The sequence below is a fragment of the Pseudomonas sp. SCB32 genome (assembly GCF_009189165.1).
Taxonomy (GTDB): Bacteria; Pseudomonadota; Gammaproteobacteria; order Pseudomonadales; family Pseudomonadaceae; genus Pseudomonas.
In genome coordinates, this window is the sequence record NZ_CP045118.1 from 1753255 (window position 1) to 1768727 (window position 15473).

A 15473-nucleotide genomic window follows, 5' to 3' on the forward strand; every position below is an offset into this window, starting at 1 on the left:
GCACGAGCAGCGAAATGCCCCGTTTCGGGGCTGGACTAGGCCAAGATAGGAGTCGGCATGCGCGACACGGCGCTACCCACGGTGACGGCGATCTGCCGGGCACTGATCGAACAGATAGACAGCGGGCTGCTCAGTGCCGGCGGCAAGCTGCCGGCCGAGCGCAAGCTGAGCGAACTGTTCGATACCACGCGGATCACCTTGCGCGAAGCGCTGGGCCAGTTGGAGGCCCAGGGGCTGATCTATCGCGAGGAACGCCGTGGCTGGTTCGTCTCGCCGCCGCGCCTGCTCTACAACCCGCTGGTGCGCAGCCACTACCACGCGATGGTGGAGGGACAGGGACGGGTGCCGGCTACCGAAGTGCTGTCGGCCCGGCAGATTCCCGCCAGTGCCGCGATCTGCGAGCTGCTGGAGCTGCCGGCGCTATCCAGCGTGTACCAGATCCGCCGATTGCGGCGGGTGGACAGCAGGCTGGTGCTGTACGTCGAGCACTACCTGAACCCGGCGTACTTCCCCGGCATTCTAGACTGCGACCTCACCTGTTCCCTGACCGAGTTGTACGGTAGCCGCTACGACATTCGCTATGGTCGCGTGCGCTTCGACATGGTGCCCACCGCCCTGCATGGCGAGGCGGCCAGCGTGCTGCGCGTCGCCGAAGGCAGCCCGGCGCTGCGCATCACCCGCATAAACCGCGACCAGCACGGGCGGATCATCGACTGCGACCTGGAGTTCTGGCGGCATGATGCCATTCATGTGAGCGTGGAAGTGCCGGACTGATGGCGGCCCCTGTCGGCATCAATCTTCTCTGGGTCCCCGCGTTCGCGGGGATGACGTTTGCGGGGGCATGACACCGCCACTCCCGCGTTCGCGGGGATGACGTTTGCGGGGGCATGACACCGTCACTCCCGCGTTCGCGGGGATGACGTTTGCAGGGGCATGACACCGTCACTCCCGCGTTCGCGGGGACGACGTTTGCGGGGGCATGACACCGCCACTCCCGCGCTTGCGGGGAAGACGTTTGCGCGGCATGACACCGTCACTCCCGCGAACGCGGGAGCCCAGAAAACAACGTAAATCGTCCATGTCGGCGATCGCGCGCATGGCGCGCTCCTACAGGTTCGCTTCAGCGATCCGGATTCCACTCCGGGTAAGCCGGAATCCCGTCCTGCGCCAGCCAGGGCCGGTCATGGGATACCCAGATGTGTCGGGCCGGTCTCGCGCCCGGATCGTCGTCGAGGCTCGCCACGCGCACGATGACGTGAGGCTGGCCGTCGCGCTCGGCGAGCAGCTGCGTCCCGCAACGCGGGCAGAACTTGCGCAGCTTGCCGGGCGACGATTCATACGCCGCCACCTTGTCCTCGCCACGCGTCCAGCGGAAGTGCTCGCGCATCACCCCTGCCGTGGTGGCGAAGGCGGCGGAGTGCGCCTTCTGGCAGGTGTGGCAATGGCAATGGCCGATCGGCATGTCCAGGCCATCGATCTGGTAGGCGATGTCGCCGCACAGGCAGCTTCCGTTGAAAGGCATGATCGGTCTCCGCAATGACTGTCCGTAATAAAAAAGCCCGGCGGGTGCCGGGCCTTCGGGTCAGGGCAGGTCGGCGCTGTCGTAGAAGGCGCTGAGTACCTTGGTCAGGTAGTGCAGGTCCTGGCTGCCGGCCAGTTCGCGGATGGAGTGCATGGCGAAGGTCGGCAGGCCGATGTCCACGGTGCGCACGCCGATCTGGCTGGCGGTGATCGGGCCGATGGTCGAGCCGCAACCCATGTCGCTGCGGGTCACGAAGCTCTGCACCGGCACTTCGTTTTCCAGGCACAGGTGGCGGAAGAAACCGGCGGTCTCGCTGTTGGTGGCGTAGCGCTGGTTGCTGTTGATCTTGATCACCGGGCCGCCGTTGAGCTTCGGGCCATGGTTGGCATCGTGCTTGTCGGCGTAGTTGGGGTGCACGCCGTGGGCGTTGTCGGCCGAAACCAGCAGCGAGCGCTGTACGGCGCGGGTATAGACGTCGTTCTCCGGCAGCACGCGGCGCAGCACCTGTTCGAGGAACGGGCCATCGGCGCCGCAGGCGGAGCAGGAGCCGACTTCTTCGTGGTCGGTGCAGACCAGTACGCCACTCTGCTCGTTGTCGCTGGCCAGCAGGGCTTGCAGGCCGGCGTAGCATGACAGCAGGTTGTCCAGGCGGGCGCCGGCAATGAAGGCCTGGTCGAGGCCGATTACGGCTGCACGCTGGGTGTCGTAGAAGCTCAGCTCGTAGTCGAGGATGGCGTCGGCGGTAATGCCGTGCTCCAGCTGCAGCTGCTCGCCGAGCAGGTCGCGGAAGTCGCGGCCCTCGCCGGCGGAGACCTGGGCCAGGATCGGCGGTAGTTCGGTCTGCGCGTTGATCGCCCAGCCCATGTTGGCCTCACGGTTGAGGTGGATGGCCAGGTTGGGGATCACGGCAATCGGTGCCTTGAAGTCGATCAGGCGGCTTTCGACCTTGCCGGCGAGGCGGAAGGTGACCCGGCCGGCCAGGGACAGGTCGCGGTCGAACCAGGGGGCGAACAGTGCGCCGCCGTAGACCTCGACACCCAGCTGCCAGTAACCCTGGCGCACCAGCTCGGGATTGGGCTTGACCCGCAGGCAGGGGCTGTCGGTGTGCGCGCCGACCAGGCGCAGGCCGCTCTCCAGCAGCGGTGCAGTGCCGAGCTTGAAGGCGATCAGCGAGGAGTCGTTGCGGGTGACGTAGTAGCGGCCACCGGCTTCGGTACGCCAGGCATCGCGCTCGTCCAGGCGATGGTAGCCGGCTTCTTCAAGCCGACGGGCGAGGGCCTGGGTGGCGTGGAAGGGCGTAGGGGAGGCCGCGAGGAAGTCGATCAGGCCCTGGTTGAGTTCTGCACGCATGGGTAACTCCGGACAGCGAATGGCCGGAAGTTTAACGTAAATGCGGGAATCTGCGGCCTGTCGAGGCGTGTCATTGGGCGCCGACTCACCGGCGTATCAACCGGGCCTTGTAGGAGCCCCCATGGGCGCGATCGCGGGCATGGCCCGCTCCTGAAGGTGGGAACTCGCGTATGAGCAAATGTCTTTTGGGCTATTCGCTGTGCTCACCCTTCGGGCCGCACTGAAGTGCGCTCAGCGCAAGCGCTGTCCCGAAGGGGTATCACCCAGAAACAATGTAGGAGCGCACTTTGTCCGCGATAGTCGCGCATCGCGCCGGAAGTCAATCGCGGACGGAGTCCGCTCCTGCGTCAGTCGGAAACGTCAGAACGGCGCGGGCGACTCGAAGCGCAGACGCTCGCCGGTCTGCGGATGGGTCAGGGCCAGCATGCTGGCGTGCAGGCACAGGCGGTCGCGCAGGGTGAGGGCTTCGCCTTCGGCATACAGGCGGTCGCCCAGCAACGGGTGACCGATGCTCAGCATGTGCACACGCAGCTGGTGCGAGCGACCGGTGATGGGCGTGAGCTCCACGCGGCTCCAGTTGCCATGGCGCTCCATGACGCGCCAGAAGGTCAGCGCATGTCGACCCTGCTCGAAGTCCACCACATGACGCGGTTTGGTCGGCGGGTCATAGCGCAGGGGCGCTTCGATGCGGCCGCTGTCCAGCTCCGGTTCGCCCCAGCACAACGCGGTGTAGGCCTTCTCCGTCTCACGATCGTGGAACTGCCGGGACAACTCGCGGTGGCTGTCGGCGTCGCGAGCGAGGACGATCAGGCCGGAGGTCTCCCAGTCCAGGCGATGGACGATGCGTGCTTCCGGATAGCCATTTTCCTGCAGGCGGGTGATCAGGCAGTCCTTGTTGTCGTCCGCGCGACCGGGCACGGAAAGCAGCAGGGTGGGCTTGTTCACCACCAGCAGGGCGGCGTCCTCATGGACGAATTCGATCTGGGAAAGCGGCATGGAAGCTCTTGTGCGACGTGTACGCGAAAAAAAGGGACGAAAACGACTGCGGCGGCCGAAGCCGCCGCAGATCCACCACTACCGGATCAACGCTCCGGCAGGGTGATGTTGAGTTCCAGGATCGAACAGCTGCCCTGGTTGGCCAGTTCGACCTGGACTTGTTCCTGGTCGATGGGGACGTATTTGCGGATCACTTCCAGCAGGTCTTTCTGCAGCTGCGGGAGGTAGTCCGGTTGCGAACGGTTGCCGCGCTCATGGGCGACGATGATCTGGAGTCTTTCTTTCGCGATGGAGGCGCTGGATTGCGCCTTCCGGCTGCGGAAGAAATCTAAAAGGCTCATTCACGTCCTCCGAACAGTCGTTGCAGGAATCCTTTCTTCTGCACATCGAGGAATCGATGCGGCATCTCTTTGCCCAGCAGGCGCTCTACTGCGTCGCTGTACGCCTGGCCAGCGTCGCTTTCTTCGTCGAGGATGACCGGTACGCCCTGGTTGGAAGCCTTGAGCACGGCCTGGGATTCCGGGATCACGCCGAGCAGGCGGATGGCCAGGATTTCCTCGACGTCTTCGACGCCCAGCATTTCGCCCTTGGTGACGCGCTCGGGGTTGTAGCGGGTCAGCAGCAGGTGTTCCTTGATCGGGTCCTCGCCTTTCTCGGCGCGGGCGGACTTGCTTGCCAGCAGGCCCAGCATGCGGTCGGAGTCGCGGACCGAAGAGACTTCCGGGTTGGTCACGACGATCGCCTCATCGGCGTAGTACATGGCCAGGTGGGCGCCTTTCTCGATGCCCGCCGGCGAGTCGCAAATGATGTAGTCGAAGGATTGCTTGAGCTCTGCCATCACCTTGCCGACGCCTTCCTGGGTAAGGGCGTCCTTGTCGCGGGTCTGGCTGGCGGCCAGCACGAACAGGTTTTCGAGGCGCTTGTCCTTGATCAGGGCCTGGGTGAGGGTCGCCTCGCCATTGATGACGTTGACGAAGTCATACACCACGCGGCGTTCGCAGCCCATGATCAGGTCGAGGTTACGCAGGCCCACGTCGAAGTCGACGATGACGGTCTTGTGGCCGCGCAGGGCCAGGCCGGTGCCGATGGCTGCGCTGGTGGTGGTTTTACCGACGCCACCCTTACCGGAAGTGACTACGAGGATCTTGGCCAAGGTGATTCACCCCAAAGAAAAAACGAAGAATTCTGGTCCCTGAAAGTCGCGGCAGTATCCGTTAAAGGCGGGTGATGTTCAACACATCACCCGACAGGCTGACGTGCACCGCCTGCCCCCATTGCGGACTGCGTCGAAGGTCTTCGGCGACCTTGTAATTACCAGCGATGGACACGAGTTCCGCGGCCAGTTGCTGGCAGAAAATCCGTGCGCTGGTGTCGCCCTTGACACCGGCCAGGGCACGACCGCGCATCGGACCGTACACATGGATATTTCCGTCGGCGAGAAGTTCCGCTCCCGGGCTGACCGGGGCCAGCACGATCAGGTCGCCGCCGGCGGCATAGATCTGTACGCCGCCACGCACCGGCGTGGTCACCAGCTTGGTCGGACGGACGACCGGTGCCGGCGGCTCGGCCGGTTTTTCCGGTGCGGCGTCCTTCGCCGGTTCCTGGGGCTGGGCGGTTTGGACTTCCGCCGGCTTCTCGGCGCCTTCCTCGGCGGGCTTTTCCGTCTGGGCGGTGGCGCTGCCGGCTGCCTGCTCCACGGCCTTTTCGGAAAGGCGCTCGCTGCGCGTACGGCGCACCGGGGTGGCACCGGTCAGCGGGGCGGCCGGGTCCTTCGCCTCGACAACGCGTTCACGGGACGAACCGGATGGCGGCAGCACCGGGATGTCGAACATGGTGGCCAGGCGAATGTCTTCCTCGCGGCTGGCGCGGATCGCCAGGGTACGCAGGCCGTGGCGGCGGCAGATATCCAGCACGCCCTGCAGGTCGAGCTGGCCCTCGCCGTCGGGCAACTTGTCCAGCGCCAGCACCAGCGGGGTGCCACGGAAGAAGTTCGGCGCCTGGGCGACCTTGTCGGCGAGCTGACGGTCTAGGCGCGGCAGGTCGTTGTGGGCCAGTTCCAGAACGGTGACGGCGAGCATGCTGCCCTTGAGCTGGAATACGGGGTCGTGGTCGAGAAGGTCAGCTTGGCTCATGGTCGGACTGCGTCATTAAATGGGTTGGACTTATAGCGGACCGCCCCGGTAGCCGCAAGCGTGGCGGATTGCTAGGTCTCTCGTGCAGGCAAGGGGCGTATCGGCAAGGTAGAATGTCCGGCTTTGACCGTGACCGGAAAGTTCCATGGACCGCCCCACCTTTCGCCGTGAGTTCCTCCATCCCCGCCACTGGCCGCTCTGGCTCGGCCTTGGCGCGCTCTGGCTGGTGGTGCAGCTGCCATATCCGGTGCTGCTCTGGCTGGGGCGCGTGCTCGGCGCCGTGATGTACCACCTGGTCGGCAGCCGCGGGGAAATCGTCGCGCGTAACCTGGAGCTGTGCTTTCCGGAGCTGCCGCTGGCCGAGCGCAAGCGGCTGCTGAAGGAAAACTTCGCGTCCACCGGCATCGCCTTCTTCGAGATGGCCATGAGCTGGTGGTGGCCGAAGGCGCGCCTGGCGAAGCTTGCGCACATCGAGGGCCTGGAGCACTTGCGCAAGGCCGAGGCCGAAGGCAAGGGCGTGATCCTCATGGCCATGCACTTCACCACCCTGGAAATCGGCGCGGCGCTGCTCGGTCAGGTCCAGACCATCGATGGCATGTACCGCGAGCATGACAACCCGGTATTCGACTTCGTCCAGCGCGCCGGCCGTGAACGGCACAACGCCGACGCCACCGCCATCGAGCGCGAGGACGTGCGTTCCATGCTCAAGGTGCTGCGCGCCGGCCGCGCCATCTGGTATGCGCCGGATCAGGACTATGGCGCCAAGCAGAGCGTCTTCGTGCCGTTGTTCGGCATCCAGGCGGCGACCGTCACCGCCACCACCAAGTTCGCCCGCCTGGGCCGTGCGCTGGTGTGCCCCTTTACCCAGTCGCGCCTGGCTGACGGTTCCGGTTATCGCCTGACCATCCACCCGCCGCTGGAGGACTTCCCCGGCGAGAGCGAGGAAGCCGATTGCCTGCGTGTCAACCAGTGGGTCGAGCAGGAGATCCGCCGCCAGCCCGAGCAGTACCTGTGGGCGCACCGCCGCTTCAAGAGCCGCCCCGAGGGCGAGCCCAAGCTCTACCCCAAGCGCAAGCGCAAGAGAAGGAAGTAGGTCCCGTCGCGCCGAGGCGACCTAAGCTGGAAACGACGTGACAAGGACTTCGATCGTGACGGACTCCACCAGCCCTGCGACACCCCCAGCCGTAACTGGCCTCATCCTCTCCGGTGGTGGGGCGCGGGCGGCGTATCAGGTCGGCGTTCTGGCGGCGATCGCCGAGCTGTTGCCGCAGGGGGCCGAGAATCCCTTTCCAGTGATCGTCGGCACGTCGGCCGGGGCGATCAATGCGGTCGGGCTGGCCTGCGGGGCGTTGTCCTTCCCGACGGCAGTCCAGCGCCTGACTCAGGTCTGGAAGGGCTTTCGCACCGGCCAGGTGTATCGCGCCGACTGGTTGGGGGTGATCGGCCAGGCCTTCAAGTTCCTTGGCCACAGCCTGCTAGGGCTGGGCAAGCGCCAGCCGGTGGCGTTGCTGGACAGCACGCCATTGCGCTACCTGCTGGAGCGCGAACTGGACTTCACCGGCATTGCCGCCGCCGTGCGCCGTCGCAACCTGCGCGCGGTGGCGGTCACCGCGTTCGGCTACGAATCCGGCCAGGCGGTGACCTTTTACCAGGGGCGCGCCACCATCGATCCCTGGCTGCGCCATCGGCGCGTCGGCGTGCCGACACGCCTGGGCCTGGAGCACCTGCTCGCCAGCTCGGCGATTCCCCTGTTGTTCGCCCCGGTGAAGGTCAATCGCGAGTTCTTCGGCGACGGCGCGGTGCGCCAGCAGGCGCCGATCAGTCCCGCATTGCACCTGGGCGCCAATCGCGTGCTGGTGATTGGCGTGAGTGGCAACCCGACCATGGGCAGCGCCAACGACACGGTGGCCAATTACCGCACCGGTCAGCCGCCGAGTCTGGCGCAGGTGGGTATCCATCTGCTCAACAGCACCTTCATCGACAGCCTGGAAGGTGACATCGAGCTACTGCACCGGATCAACTTCCTCAGTTCGCTGGTGCCGGAGGGTAAGCGCCGCGCGGCGCTGGGGCTGCAACCGGTCGACGTGCTGCTGATCTCGCCGAGCAGGCCACTGGACGAGATCGCCGCCGAGTACCGCCACGAGTTGCCACGCGCGCTGCGCCTGTTCCTGCGTGGGCCGGGGGCGACCAAGGCGAGCGGGGCGGGCGTGCTGAGCTACCTGCTGTTCGAGCCGGGCTACTGCAATGCGCTGATCGACCTGGGGTATCGCGATGCCATGGAAAAGCGCGCCGAACTGACGCGCTTTCTGGGGATGGAGGAGTGGTCGCTGTAGGGCCGAGCGCGGTACGTGACGGGTGGCTTACCGGCCTTGCGGCCAGATCGCGGATAAGAGGCGCTCCTACGGGAGCGCACGGTACCTACCTGTAGGAGCGCGCCATGCGCGCGAATCGCGGGCATGGCCCGCTTCTACAGGGGGCATACCGGCGTATAACCGCGAGCGGTTATACGCCCTACGAGAGCGTCAGACGGCGAACACACCATCGCGATAATCACGCAGCGCCTGCTCGATCTCTTCGCGGCTGTTCATCACGAAGGGACCGTACTGCACGATCGGCTCGTTAAGCGGCTTGCCGGCCAGCAGCAGGACCCGCGCGCCGCTCTCGCTGGAGAGCTGGATCTCGTCGCCCTGGCCGAGCCGCACCAGGCGGTTGGTGGCCACGCTCTCGTCGCCGCGCTCGCCCGGCACTTTCAGCGAGCCTTCGTAGACATACAGCATCACCCTGTGCCCCGCCGGAATGCGCGGGTTGACCGAGGCCCCCGCCGGCAGCTCCAGGTCGTAGTAATGCGGCTCGGTGCCGGGACGTTGCACGGCGCCGTCCAGCGTGGTTTCACCATCGTCGAAGCGGCCGGCGATCACGGTGACGCCGACGCCTTGCGCGGTAGTGGTGCGCGGTACGTCTTCCGGTTCGATGTCGCGATAGCCGGCCGGGGACAGCTTGTCTTTCGCCGGCAGGTTCAGCCACAACTGGAAGCCGCGCATGGCGCCTTCTTCCTGCTCGGGCATCTCGCTGTGGATGATGCCGTGGGCAGCGGTCATCCACTGTACGCCGCCGGGCTTGAGCAGGCCGCGGTTGCCCAGGTGGTCCTCATGGCGCATGCGCCCTTCGAGCATGTAGGTGACAGTCTCGAAGCCACGGTGCGGGTGGGCCGGGAAGCCGGCGATGTAGTCGTCCGGGTTCTGCGTGTCGAACTGGTCGAGCATCAGGAACGGATCGAAGCGCTCGATGCCGGGGCCGCCGATCACGCGGGTCAGGCGCACACCAGCGCCGTCGGAGGCGGGGTGGCCGATGTGTTGGTCGATCAGCGTACGCAAACGGGTCATGGAAACCTCCTTGATCAGTGAATGAGGACATCCTAGTCCTGAATGATGGATCAATGGTTGAGAGTTTTCTGCCAAAACAATCGAATTTATGGATGTTTTTGCGGAAAAAGAAACCGCCGCGAAAGGCGGCGGTTTCGGATCACTCCTGGATCTGCAGCTTGCGCGCTTCGGTATAGACGTAGCGCAGCTTCTCGTACTCGAACGGGGAGTTGGTCTGGCCGTAGCGGAAGTCGTTGCTGTAGCGCTTGTCGATGATCTGCAGCACCGGCAGTTCCCAGTACTCGCGGCCAAGGCTGGCGGTGTTGAGGTAGTCCACCTCGCGCGCCGCCACGAAGTCGGTCGCCAGGCCACCGGTATCGCGCAGGTTGGAAGGACCGAGGATCGGCAGCATCAGGTAAGGACCCGCCGGTACGCCCCAGTAGCCCAGGGTCTGGCCGAAGTCCTCGCTGACTTTCGGCAGGCCCATGGCGGTGGCCGGGTCCCAGAGGCCGGCGACACCGAAGATGGTGTTGAACAGCAGCCGCGCGGTGCTGTTCGCCGCCCGTTCGGGGCGGAGCTGGCCGATGTTGTTGAGCAGCGTCGTTACTTCGCCCAGGTTGCTGAAGAAGTTGCTCACGCCGGTGCGTACGAAGCGCGGGGTGACGTATTCGTAGCCGTGGACCACGGGCAGGAACACCCACTCGTCGAAGCGGTAGTTGAAGTGGTAGACGCGGCGGTTCCACGACTCCCAGGGGTCGTAGACGTTGAGGGCGTCCAGGGTCGCGCGCTCGAATTCGCGCTGGTCCAGGCCGGGGTTGAACTTCAGGGCATCCATCGGGTGCTTGAAGCCGTCGGCCTGCGGCGGCTCGGAGAAGCTGTCGCTGCTGCGGGAGGTGAACTTCAGGTTGTCGTCGGCTTGTGCCAGGCCGCAGCACAGCGCCAGGACGAAAATCCAGGAAGAGCGGAATGGCATGGGTCAGTTCCCTGTCTGCGCGGTTGCCAGGCCCGGGGCCTGCGCATCCTGTCCTTTGAAGAACGCCAGCATGTCCTGGGCGTTCACGCGGTAGTTGAGGTTTCCGCAGTGGCCGCCGAGCGGGTAGAGCGTCAGGCGCTCGCCGAAGGTGCGGCGCAGGAAACCAATGTCGCCCGGGCCGAGGATGACGTCGTCGGCGTTGTGCATCACGGCGATCTTCGGGCTGTCGTGCAGGTAGTCCTGCAGGGCGTAGAGGCTCACCTGCTGGATCATCTGCGGCAGGCTGTTGCCCTTGCCGTGGGCGCGCCAGACCGGGATCAACTGGTCGGTCAGGTAGCACTCGAAGTCGCATTGCATGGCGCGCCTGAAGAAGGGTTCGAGGCTGGTGCCTTCCTTGATCGGGAAGTTCGGCGGGGTGATCAGGCCACGGCGGTTGATCAGGTCGGAGGTGAAGGCCATGTCGGCGGCCGAGAAGCGGAACACCGTGCCGATCAGCATCGCCATTTCTTCGTTGGAGAGATGCTGCTTGGACTGCTGCAGCTCGTAGACGAAGGCGTCGTTGAGGTCGATGTAGCCCTTCTGCTTGAAGTAGCGCGACAGCTTGCTCAGCACCACCTGGTAGAAGGTCTTGGAGTCGTTGATGCCCTTGACCCGGGTCTGCACCATCTTGTCCAGGTTGCTGACCGAGGTGTAGAGGTTCACCGGCGGGTTGAGCAGCAGCACGCGCTTGAAGTTGAAGCTGCGGCGGGTTTCGTCGAGCTGGCTGACGAAGGCAGCATGCAGGGCGCCGAGGCTGTAGCCGGTGAGGTAGTACTCGCTGACCGGCAGTTCCGGATGCTGCGCACGCACCGCCTGCATCACCCGGTAAAGGTCGTCGGCATCGGTGGGGCTATAGCCGGGCGTGGCGGATTGCGAGGCTCCGGCCATGAAGTCCCAGCTGGTCGGCGAGGAGATCTGCACCACGTGGTAGCCGGCGCTGTAGAACAGGCGCTTGAGGTATTCCGGAGTGCTGCTGGAGTAGGGCGCACCGGTGCCGGCGATGATGAACACCAGTGGCGCCTGGTGGTCCTGTTGGGCCAGGCGGTAGTGCAGCTTCTTCACCGCCCAGAAGTTCTCCGGCAACTGGTGTTCGCGTTCCGGGCGCAGCTTCAGGGCGTAGTCGGACTGGCGAATGTCGTCGTCATCGGGCAACTGCGGGCGCAGGTCCGGCGGCGTCGTGGCGATGGTCGCCTCGAACGGGTTGGTCAGCGGAAAGCCGTAGCTTGCCTCGTCGACGTCGCGGCTGAACGCCGGGCCGGAGAGGGCCAGGGCGAGACAGCCGAGCAGGACGGCCGCGCGTGAAAGACATTTCATGGTGAGGAGTCCTTTCGGAAAGAAGCCAACTCTAGGGGGACCGGCGAATATGACCAGCGGATTGCCGACAAGTGCTACCGCTGCTTCACCCCTTGTGGGCCAGGTCACGCAGGGCATCGCCGGTCAGGCGATAGACGGTCCATTCATCCTGCGGGCGGGCGCCCAGGCTTTCATAGAAGCCAATGGCGGGCTCGTTCCAGTCCAGTACGGACCATTCCAGGCGTCCGCAGCCACGCTCCACGGCCAGGCGCGCAAGCTCCGTGAGCAGCGCCTTGCCCAGTCCGGCGCCACGGGAGGCGGGGCGTACGAACAGGTCTTCCAGGTAGATGCCCGGCTGGCTGAGCCAAGTGGAGTAGTTGTGGAAGAACAGCGCGAAGCCCTGCGGCTCGCCGTCCACCTCGCCGATCAGCACTTCGGCGTAGGGGCGCGGGCCGAACAGGTGGTCGTGCATGCGCTGCGCGTCGGCCTTGACCTCATGGACGAGGCGTTCGTAGTCGGCGAGTTCGGTGATCAGTTCGAGGATCAGCGGGATGTCGGCGGGGACCGCAGGGCGGAGCGTGACGCGTGGCATGGGGGCTACCTGAATGAGGGGACGCCCGAGAATGCCCCGTGGCCAGCGTCGCTGGCAACTGCTCGATGCGACGGCGCTACAGGCGCTCCAGGCTCTCCACCCAGACCAGTTCACAGGCGCCGGCGCCGGTGTCCTCGCGACTCAGGGAACTGACCCAGCGCCAGCCGTCGTCGCCCTCCACGCGCACCAGTTTGCCGCTCAGGCGGATGCGCTGGCCCTTGTCGACCTGCGCCAGGGTACGGGCCACGCTGTCGTTGGCGGGGATCATGTGCATGTTGGCACTGTGGGTTTCTATTTCGCGGCGTGGAATCGGCAGCGGGTCGGCTCGCCAGAAGTACCAGCGATTGCCCTGGGAGATCTGAATGCCGGCGAGGACGGTCGGGTCGGCCATCGGTCCCCAGCCCAGGGCGAGGTCGGTGGGGGAGAGGTCGGCCTCGCGGCCCAGGCGATAGTTCTCGCGGCCCAGCACCCGGGCTTCGATGCTGAAATCCTGCAGTGGATAGATGGAGTAGTGCTCCACCCGGAAACCGCCGTCGGGCAACGCGTTGCTCGGCGACACTGGCGCATGGGGGCGCCCGCCCGGCCAGAGCCACCAGAAGCTGATAATCACGCAGGCCAGCAGGAACAGGTTCGATCGCTTCATCGGGGGCTCCGTCGCTGATCGCAGTGTAAGCAGGCGCAGCGCCTCTTGCATCGGCCATTGCGCTGGTTATGCTGGGCGCCGTTTTCGCCCCGGAGAGGCACCATGCCCCGTCGAATGCCCGTCATCCTGCTGTTGATCGTGTTGTCGCTGTGGCTGGCCGCCAGTTACGGCGTGCGTTTCGGGCTGATGGAAGATAGCCGCTGGGTCGGGTTGTGCGCCGAGTCGGCCAGCCGCTGGGAATGCGTCGCGCGTTCGCAACTGGGCTGGCTGATCCATTTCGGCGTGTTCGGCACGCTGGCGCTCGGCTTGTCGGCGGTGGCCTTCCTGATCCCCGGCCGCCTCGGCTGGCGCCTGGCGGCGTTGGGGATGTTCGCCGCGCTGCCCGCACTGGCGCTGTACAACACCAGCCTTGCGGTGTTCGCCGTAGTGCTGGCCGGGCTGCGCCTGGTGCGCGCGCGGCCGTCCTGATTCAGCTGGCGTTCGCCTGCATCCCGCTGGCGAGCGGCAGAGGTTGCTGCAGGCCGCGGCAGAGCGCCCCGAGCAGCAGCAGGCTGACCGCCGCCCAGCCCAGCGCCTGCAGGTTGCTCAGGCCTTCCAGCACCAACTGCGCCGGAAGCCCCAGGGCGATGAACAGGATCAGCAACAGGCTTTCTCGGCGCGGCGCCGTGACCGGTCGGCACAGGTAGACCAGCGCCGGGAACAGCAACGCGACGCTGGGGAAGCTGCGGTAGCGGGCATCGAACACCAGGCCCAGCATCAGCACCGCACCGGCGAAGCCGGCCGCCGCCAGCCAGAGCCCGGCGCGCTTCTCCAGCCAGTCGAAGGCGTCGACACGCCAGCCCCGGCGCACCGACAGCGCCAGGCAGAGATGCAGCAACACCAGCAGGTTCAGCCCGATCAGGCACGCCGCCCACAGCCACTCGTCCCAGGAGCGGCTGGTGACGACCGCCAGCTCTGCCCACAGACCGATGCAGGCACCACCCAGTGCGGCGCCCAGGGGGAGCAGCAGTGCTGCGCGGGTTGACGCAGGACGGCCGCCCAGCAGCAGACCGCCGGCCAGGATCAGCCCGGACAGGCCCAGCCACATCGGCCAGCCCGGCAGGTTGCTGACCGGCCCTGCGAGCACACCCTTTTCCTCGCGATCGGCGCTGAACAGTCCCCAGTAGCCGCCCACCGCGCCTTCGCTCAAGCGCTTCCAGGGCTGGTCGAAGGCTTCGATCAGGTTGTAGTGCCAGCCGCGCTCCTCGGCCATGCGCACGAAACCGCGAATGAAGCGCGCCTCGTTGACCCGGCTGGGCAGGGCGGTTTCGCGCTGGCGGCCCTCGCTGGGCCAGCCGGTCTCGCCGATCAGGATGTCCTTGGGCGCGAACTCGCGGCCGAAGTCTTCGCGAATCTGCGCCACATGGGCGAGGGCGTCGTCGATGCCGCTGGGGTTGTCTTCCCAATAGGGCAGCAGGTGGATGGTGACGAAGTCCACCGCCGGGCCGATCTCCGGGTGGCGATGCCAGAACTCCCAGACGTCGGCGTAGGTCACCGGCTGATGCACCTGCGACTTCACGTGGCGGATCAGTCCGGCCAGGTAGCGGGCGGTGACTTCCTTGCGCAGCAGGGTCTCGTTGCCGACGATCACCGCCTGGACCACGTCCGGGTATTCGTTGGCGGCCTTGATCAGTGCGGCGACTTCACTGTCGGTGTCGACCGGATTGGCGTTGACCCAGGCGCCGAGCATCAGCTTCAGGCCGTGCTTGCGGGCGAGGGCGGGGATGCCCTCCAGGCCGGTCATGGAGTAGGTGCGCACGCAGTCGAAGCGCGTCGCCAGCAGGGCCAGGTCGGCGTCCATCTGCTCGGGGCGCAGGACGAAGGGCTTGTCGAAGGGCGACTGGTCCTTGGCGAAAGGACTGTAGGACGCGCACTGCAACTTGTGTGTCGGCGTCGCCGCGTCGGGCAGGTTCACCGGTTTGCCCAGGCCATACCAGAGCCCACACAGGGCGGTGATGGCGATCAGCAGGGCAAGGCAATAGGGCAGCAGCGGAAAACGCAGGGACTGAGGCATGGGAACGGAGGCACGCGAGCCGTGGCGAGGCGCGCATCTTAGCAATGCCACCGGCCGGCGTCAGCGCCCCCGATGAGCACTCAGGCGTGACGGTGCAGCCAGTTCTGCGCGGGCGCGGCCTCGCTCGGCCGGCCCTGCTCCAAACGCTTCCAGAACTTCTCGTGGAAGTGGAAGCCCACGGCGTTGCACAGCGGCTCGACGATCGCCACCAGCCCACCCACGGCGATGCTGCCGGTCAGGGCATAGGCCACGCTGAAGGCGATGGTGAAGTGCATCAGGGTGAAAGTGACGGTCTTGAGCATGGCGGTCTCTCCGTATCGAGAATTGTTCTCCGTTGAGAGAAGGCTATCGCGGGGCGGCCCCTGCGGGTAATCGAGCCTCTGTATGGAGGCGATAGGCCGTCACCTTCGTCGTGGATGGAAAGGCACGGTCGTGGACGGACGGTTTCTGTCGTGGATCGGATCGTTGCGTGTCGTTCTCAGAGCAGCCCCCCAGCCGCCCCGGCAGATGATGGAGGG

The 15473-nt window shown here is 65.9% G+C and carries 17 protein-coding genes; 4 read left to right on the forward strand and 13 right to left on the reverse strand.

Annotated elements, in window-relative coordinates; translation table 11 throughout:
- The first annotated feature begins 57 nt into the window (after nucleotides 1-57).
- Entirely contained in the window at nucleotides 58-774 is a 717-nt protein-coding gene (locus GA645_RS08330) for a UTRA domain-containing protein (RefSeq protein WP_152221703.1), read from the forward strand.
- Nucleotides 775-1120: 346 nt separating this feature from the next.
- Here the strand turns inward: GA645_RS08330 and GA645_RS08335 are convergent, their stop codons facing one another.
- The 6 genes from GA645_RS08335 to minC all read right to left on the reverse strand — a co-directional run bounded on the left by GA645_RS08335 (nucleotide 1121) and on the right by minC (nucleotide 6000).
- Nucleotides 1121-1522 (reverse strand): GFA family protein, encoded by a 402-nt coding sequence (locus GA645_RS08335; RefSeq protein ID WP_152221706.1) that lies wholly within the window; start codon nucleotides 1520-1522, stop codon nucleotides 1121-1123.
- A gap of 60 nt (nucleotides 1523-1582) precedes the next feature.
- On the reverse strand, nucleotides 1583-2872 hold the full coding sequence (locus GA645_RS08340) for a M18 family aminopeptidase (RefSeq protein WP_152221707.1): 1290 nt from the start codon (nucleotides 2870-2872) through the stop codon (nucleotides 1583-1585).
- Between the two features lie 360 nt (nucleotides 2873-3232).
- Nucleotides 3233-3868 carry an RluA family pseudouridine synthase gene (locus tag GA645_RS08345; protein ID WP_152221710.1) on the reverse strand — a complete coding sequence of 212 codons (636 nt, stop codon included), beginning with the start codon at nucleotides 3866-3868 and terminating at the stop codon, nucleotides 3233-3235.
- Nucleotides 3869-3954: 86 nt separating this feature from the next.
- Nucleotides 3955-4209: a cell division topological specificity factor MinE gene (gene minE / locus GA645_RS08350; RefSeq protein ID WP_043253957.1), complete on the reverse strand. Its 255-nt coding sequence runs from the start codon at nucleotides 4207-4209 to the stop codon at nucleotides 3955-3957.
- Nucleotides 4206-5021, reverse strand: coding sequence for a septum site-determining protein MinD (minD, locus tag GA645_RS08355; protein ID WP_152221712.1), 816 nt, complete (start codon nucleotides 5019-5021; stop codon nucleotides 4206-4208). Before minD ends, minE begins: the two co-directional genes overlap by 4 nt.
- Before the next feature lie 61 nt (nucleotides 5022-5082).
- Nucleotides 5083-6000 carry a septum site-determining protein MinC gene (minC, locus tag GA645_RS08360; protein WP_152221714.1) on the reverse strand — a complete coding sequence of 306 codons (918 nt, stop codon included), beginning with the start codon at nucleotides 5998-6000 and terminating at the stop codon, nucleotides 5083-5085.
- 145 nt (nucleotides 6001-6145) lie between these two features.
- On the opposite strand from minC, the gene GA645_RS08365 reads away from it, so the two are divergent.
- Nucleotides 6146-7093 carry a lipid A biosynthesis lauroyl acyltransferase gene (locus tag GA645_RS08365; RefSeq protein WP_152221716.1) on the forward strand — a complete coding sequence of 316 codons (948 nt, stop codon included), beginning with the start codon at nucleotides 6146-6148 and terminating at the stop codon, nucleotides 7091-7093.
- 55 nt (nucleotides 7094-7148) lie between these two features.
- Nucleotides 7149-8333: a patatin-like phospholipase family protein gene (locus GA645_RS08370; RefSeq protein ID WP_152221718.1), complete on the forward strand. Its 1185-nt coding sequence runs from the start codon at nucleotides 7149-7151 to the stop codon at nucleotides 8331-8333.
- A 189-nt stretch (nucleotides 8334-8522) separates the two neighbouring features.
- On the opposite strand, the gene GA645_RS08375 is transcribed toward GA645_RS08370, so the two are convergent.
- The 5 genes from GA645_RS08375 to GA645_RS08395 form a co-directional block, all read right to left on the reverse strand.
- Nucleotides 8523-9383: a pirin family protein gene (locus GA645_RS08375; RefSeq protein ID WP_152221719.1), complete on the reverse strand. Its 861-nt coding sequence runs from the start codon at nucleotides 9381-9383 to the stop codon at nucleotides 8523-8525.
- Between the two features lie 139 nt (nucleotides 9384-9522).
- Entirely contained in the window at nucleotides 9523-10335 is an 813-nt protein-coding gene (locus GA645_RS08380) for a VacJ family lipoprotein (protein WP_152221721.1), read from the reverse strand.
- Nucleotides 10336-10338: 3 nt separating this feature from the next.
- Nucleotides 10339-11688, reverse strand: coding sequence for a serine/threonine protein kinase (locus GA645_RS08385; RefSeq protein ID WP_152221723.1), 1350 nt, complete (start codon nucleotides 11686-11688; stop codon nucleotides 10339-10341).
- Nucleotides 11689-11773: 85 nt separating this feature from the next.
- The gene (locus GA645_RS08390) at nucleotides 11774-12259 is read right to left on the reverse strand and encodes a GNAT family N-acetyltransferase (protein ID WP_152221725.1); all 486 of its coding nucleotides are present in this window, start codon (nucleotides 12257-12259) and stop codon (nucleotides 11774-11776) included.
- A 76-nt stretch (nucleotides 12260-12335) separates the two neighbouring features.
- The gene (locus GA645_RS08395; RefSeq protein WP_152221727.1) at nucleotides 12336-12902 is read right to left on the reverse strand and encodes a hypothetical protein; all 567 of its coding nucleotides are present in this window, start codon (nucleotides 12900-12902) and stop codon (nucleotides 12336-12338) included.
- A gap of 102 nt (nucleotides 12903-13004) precedes the next feature.
- Here GA645_RS08395 and GA645_RS08400 point away from each other — a divergent pair, with 102 nt between their 5' ends.
- Nucleotides 13005-13370 carry a hypothetical protein gene (locus GA645_RS08400; RefSeq protein ID WP_152221729.1) on the forward strand — a complete coding sequence of 122 codons (366 nt, stop codon included), beginning with the start codon at nucleotides 13005-13007 and terminating at the stop codon, nucleotides 13368-13370.
- 1 nt (nucleotide 13371) lies between these two features.
- On the opposite strand, the gene GA645_RS08405 is transcribed toward GA645_RS08400, so the two are convergent.
- Both GA645_RS08405 and GA645_RS08410 read right to left on the reverse strand, forming a co-directional pair.
- Nucleotides 13372-14955, reverse strand: coding sequence for a beta (1-6) glucans synthase (locus GA645_RS08405; protein ID WP_152221731.1), 1584 nt, complete (start codon nucleotides 14953-14955; stop codon nucleotides 13372-13374).
- 80 nt (nucleotides 14956-15035) lie between these two features.
- Nucleotides 15036-15257: a DUF2061 domain-containing protein gene (locus GA645_RS08410; RefSeq protein ID WP_152221733.1), complete on the reverse strand. Its 222-nt coding sequence runs from the start codon at nucleotides 15255-15257 to the stop codon at nucleotides 15036-15038.
- Nucleotides 15258-15473 lie beyond the last annotated feature (216 nt).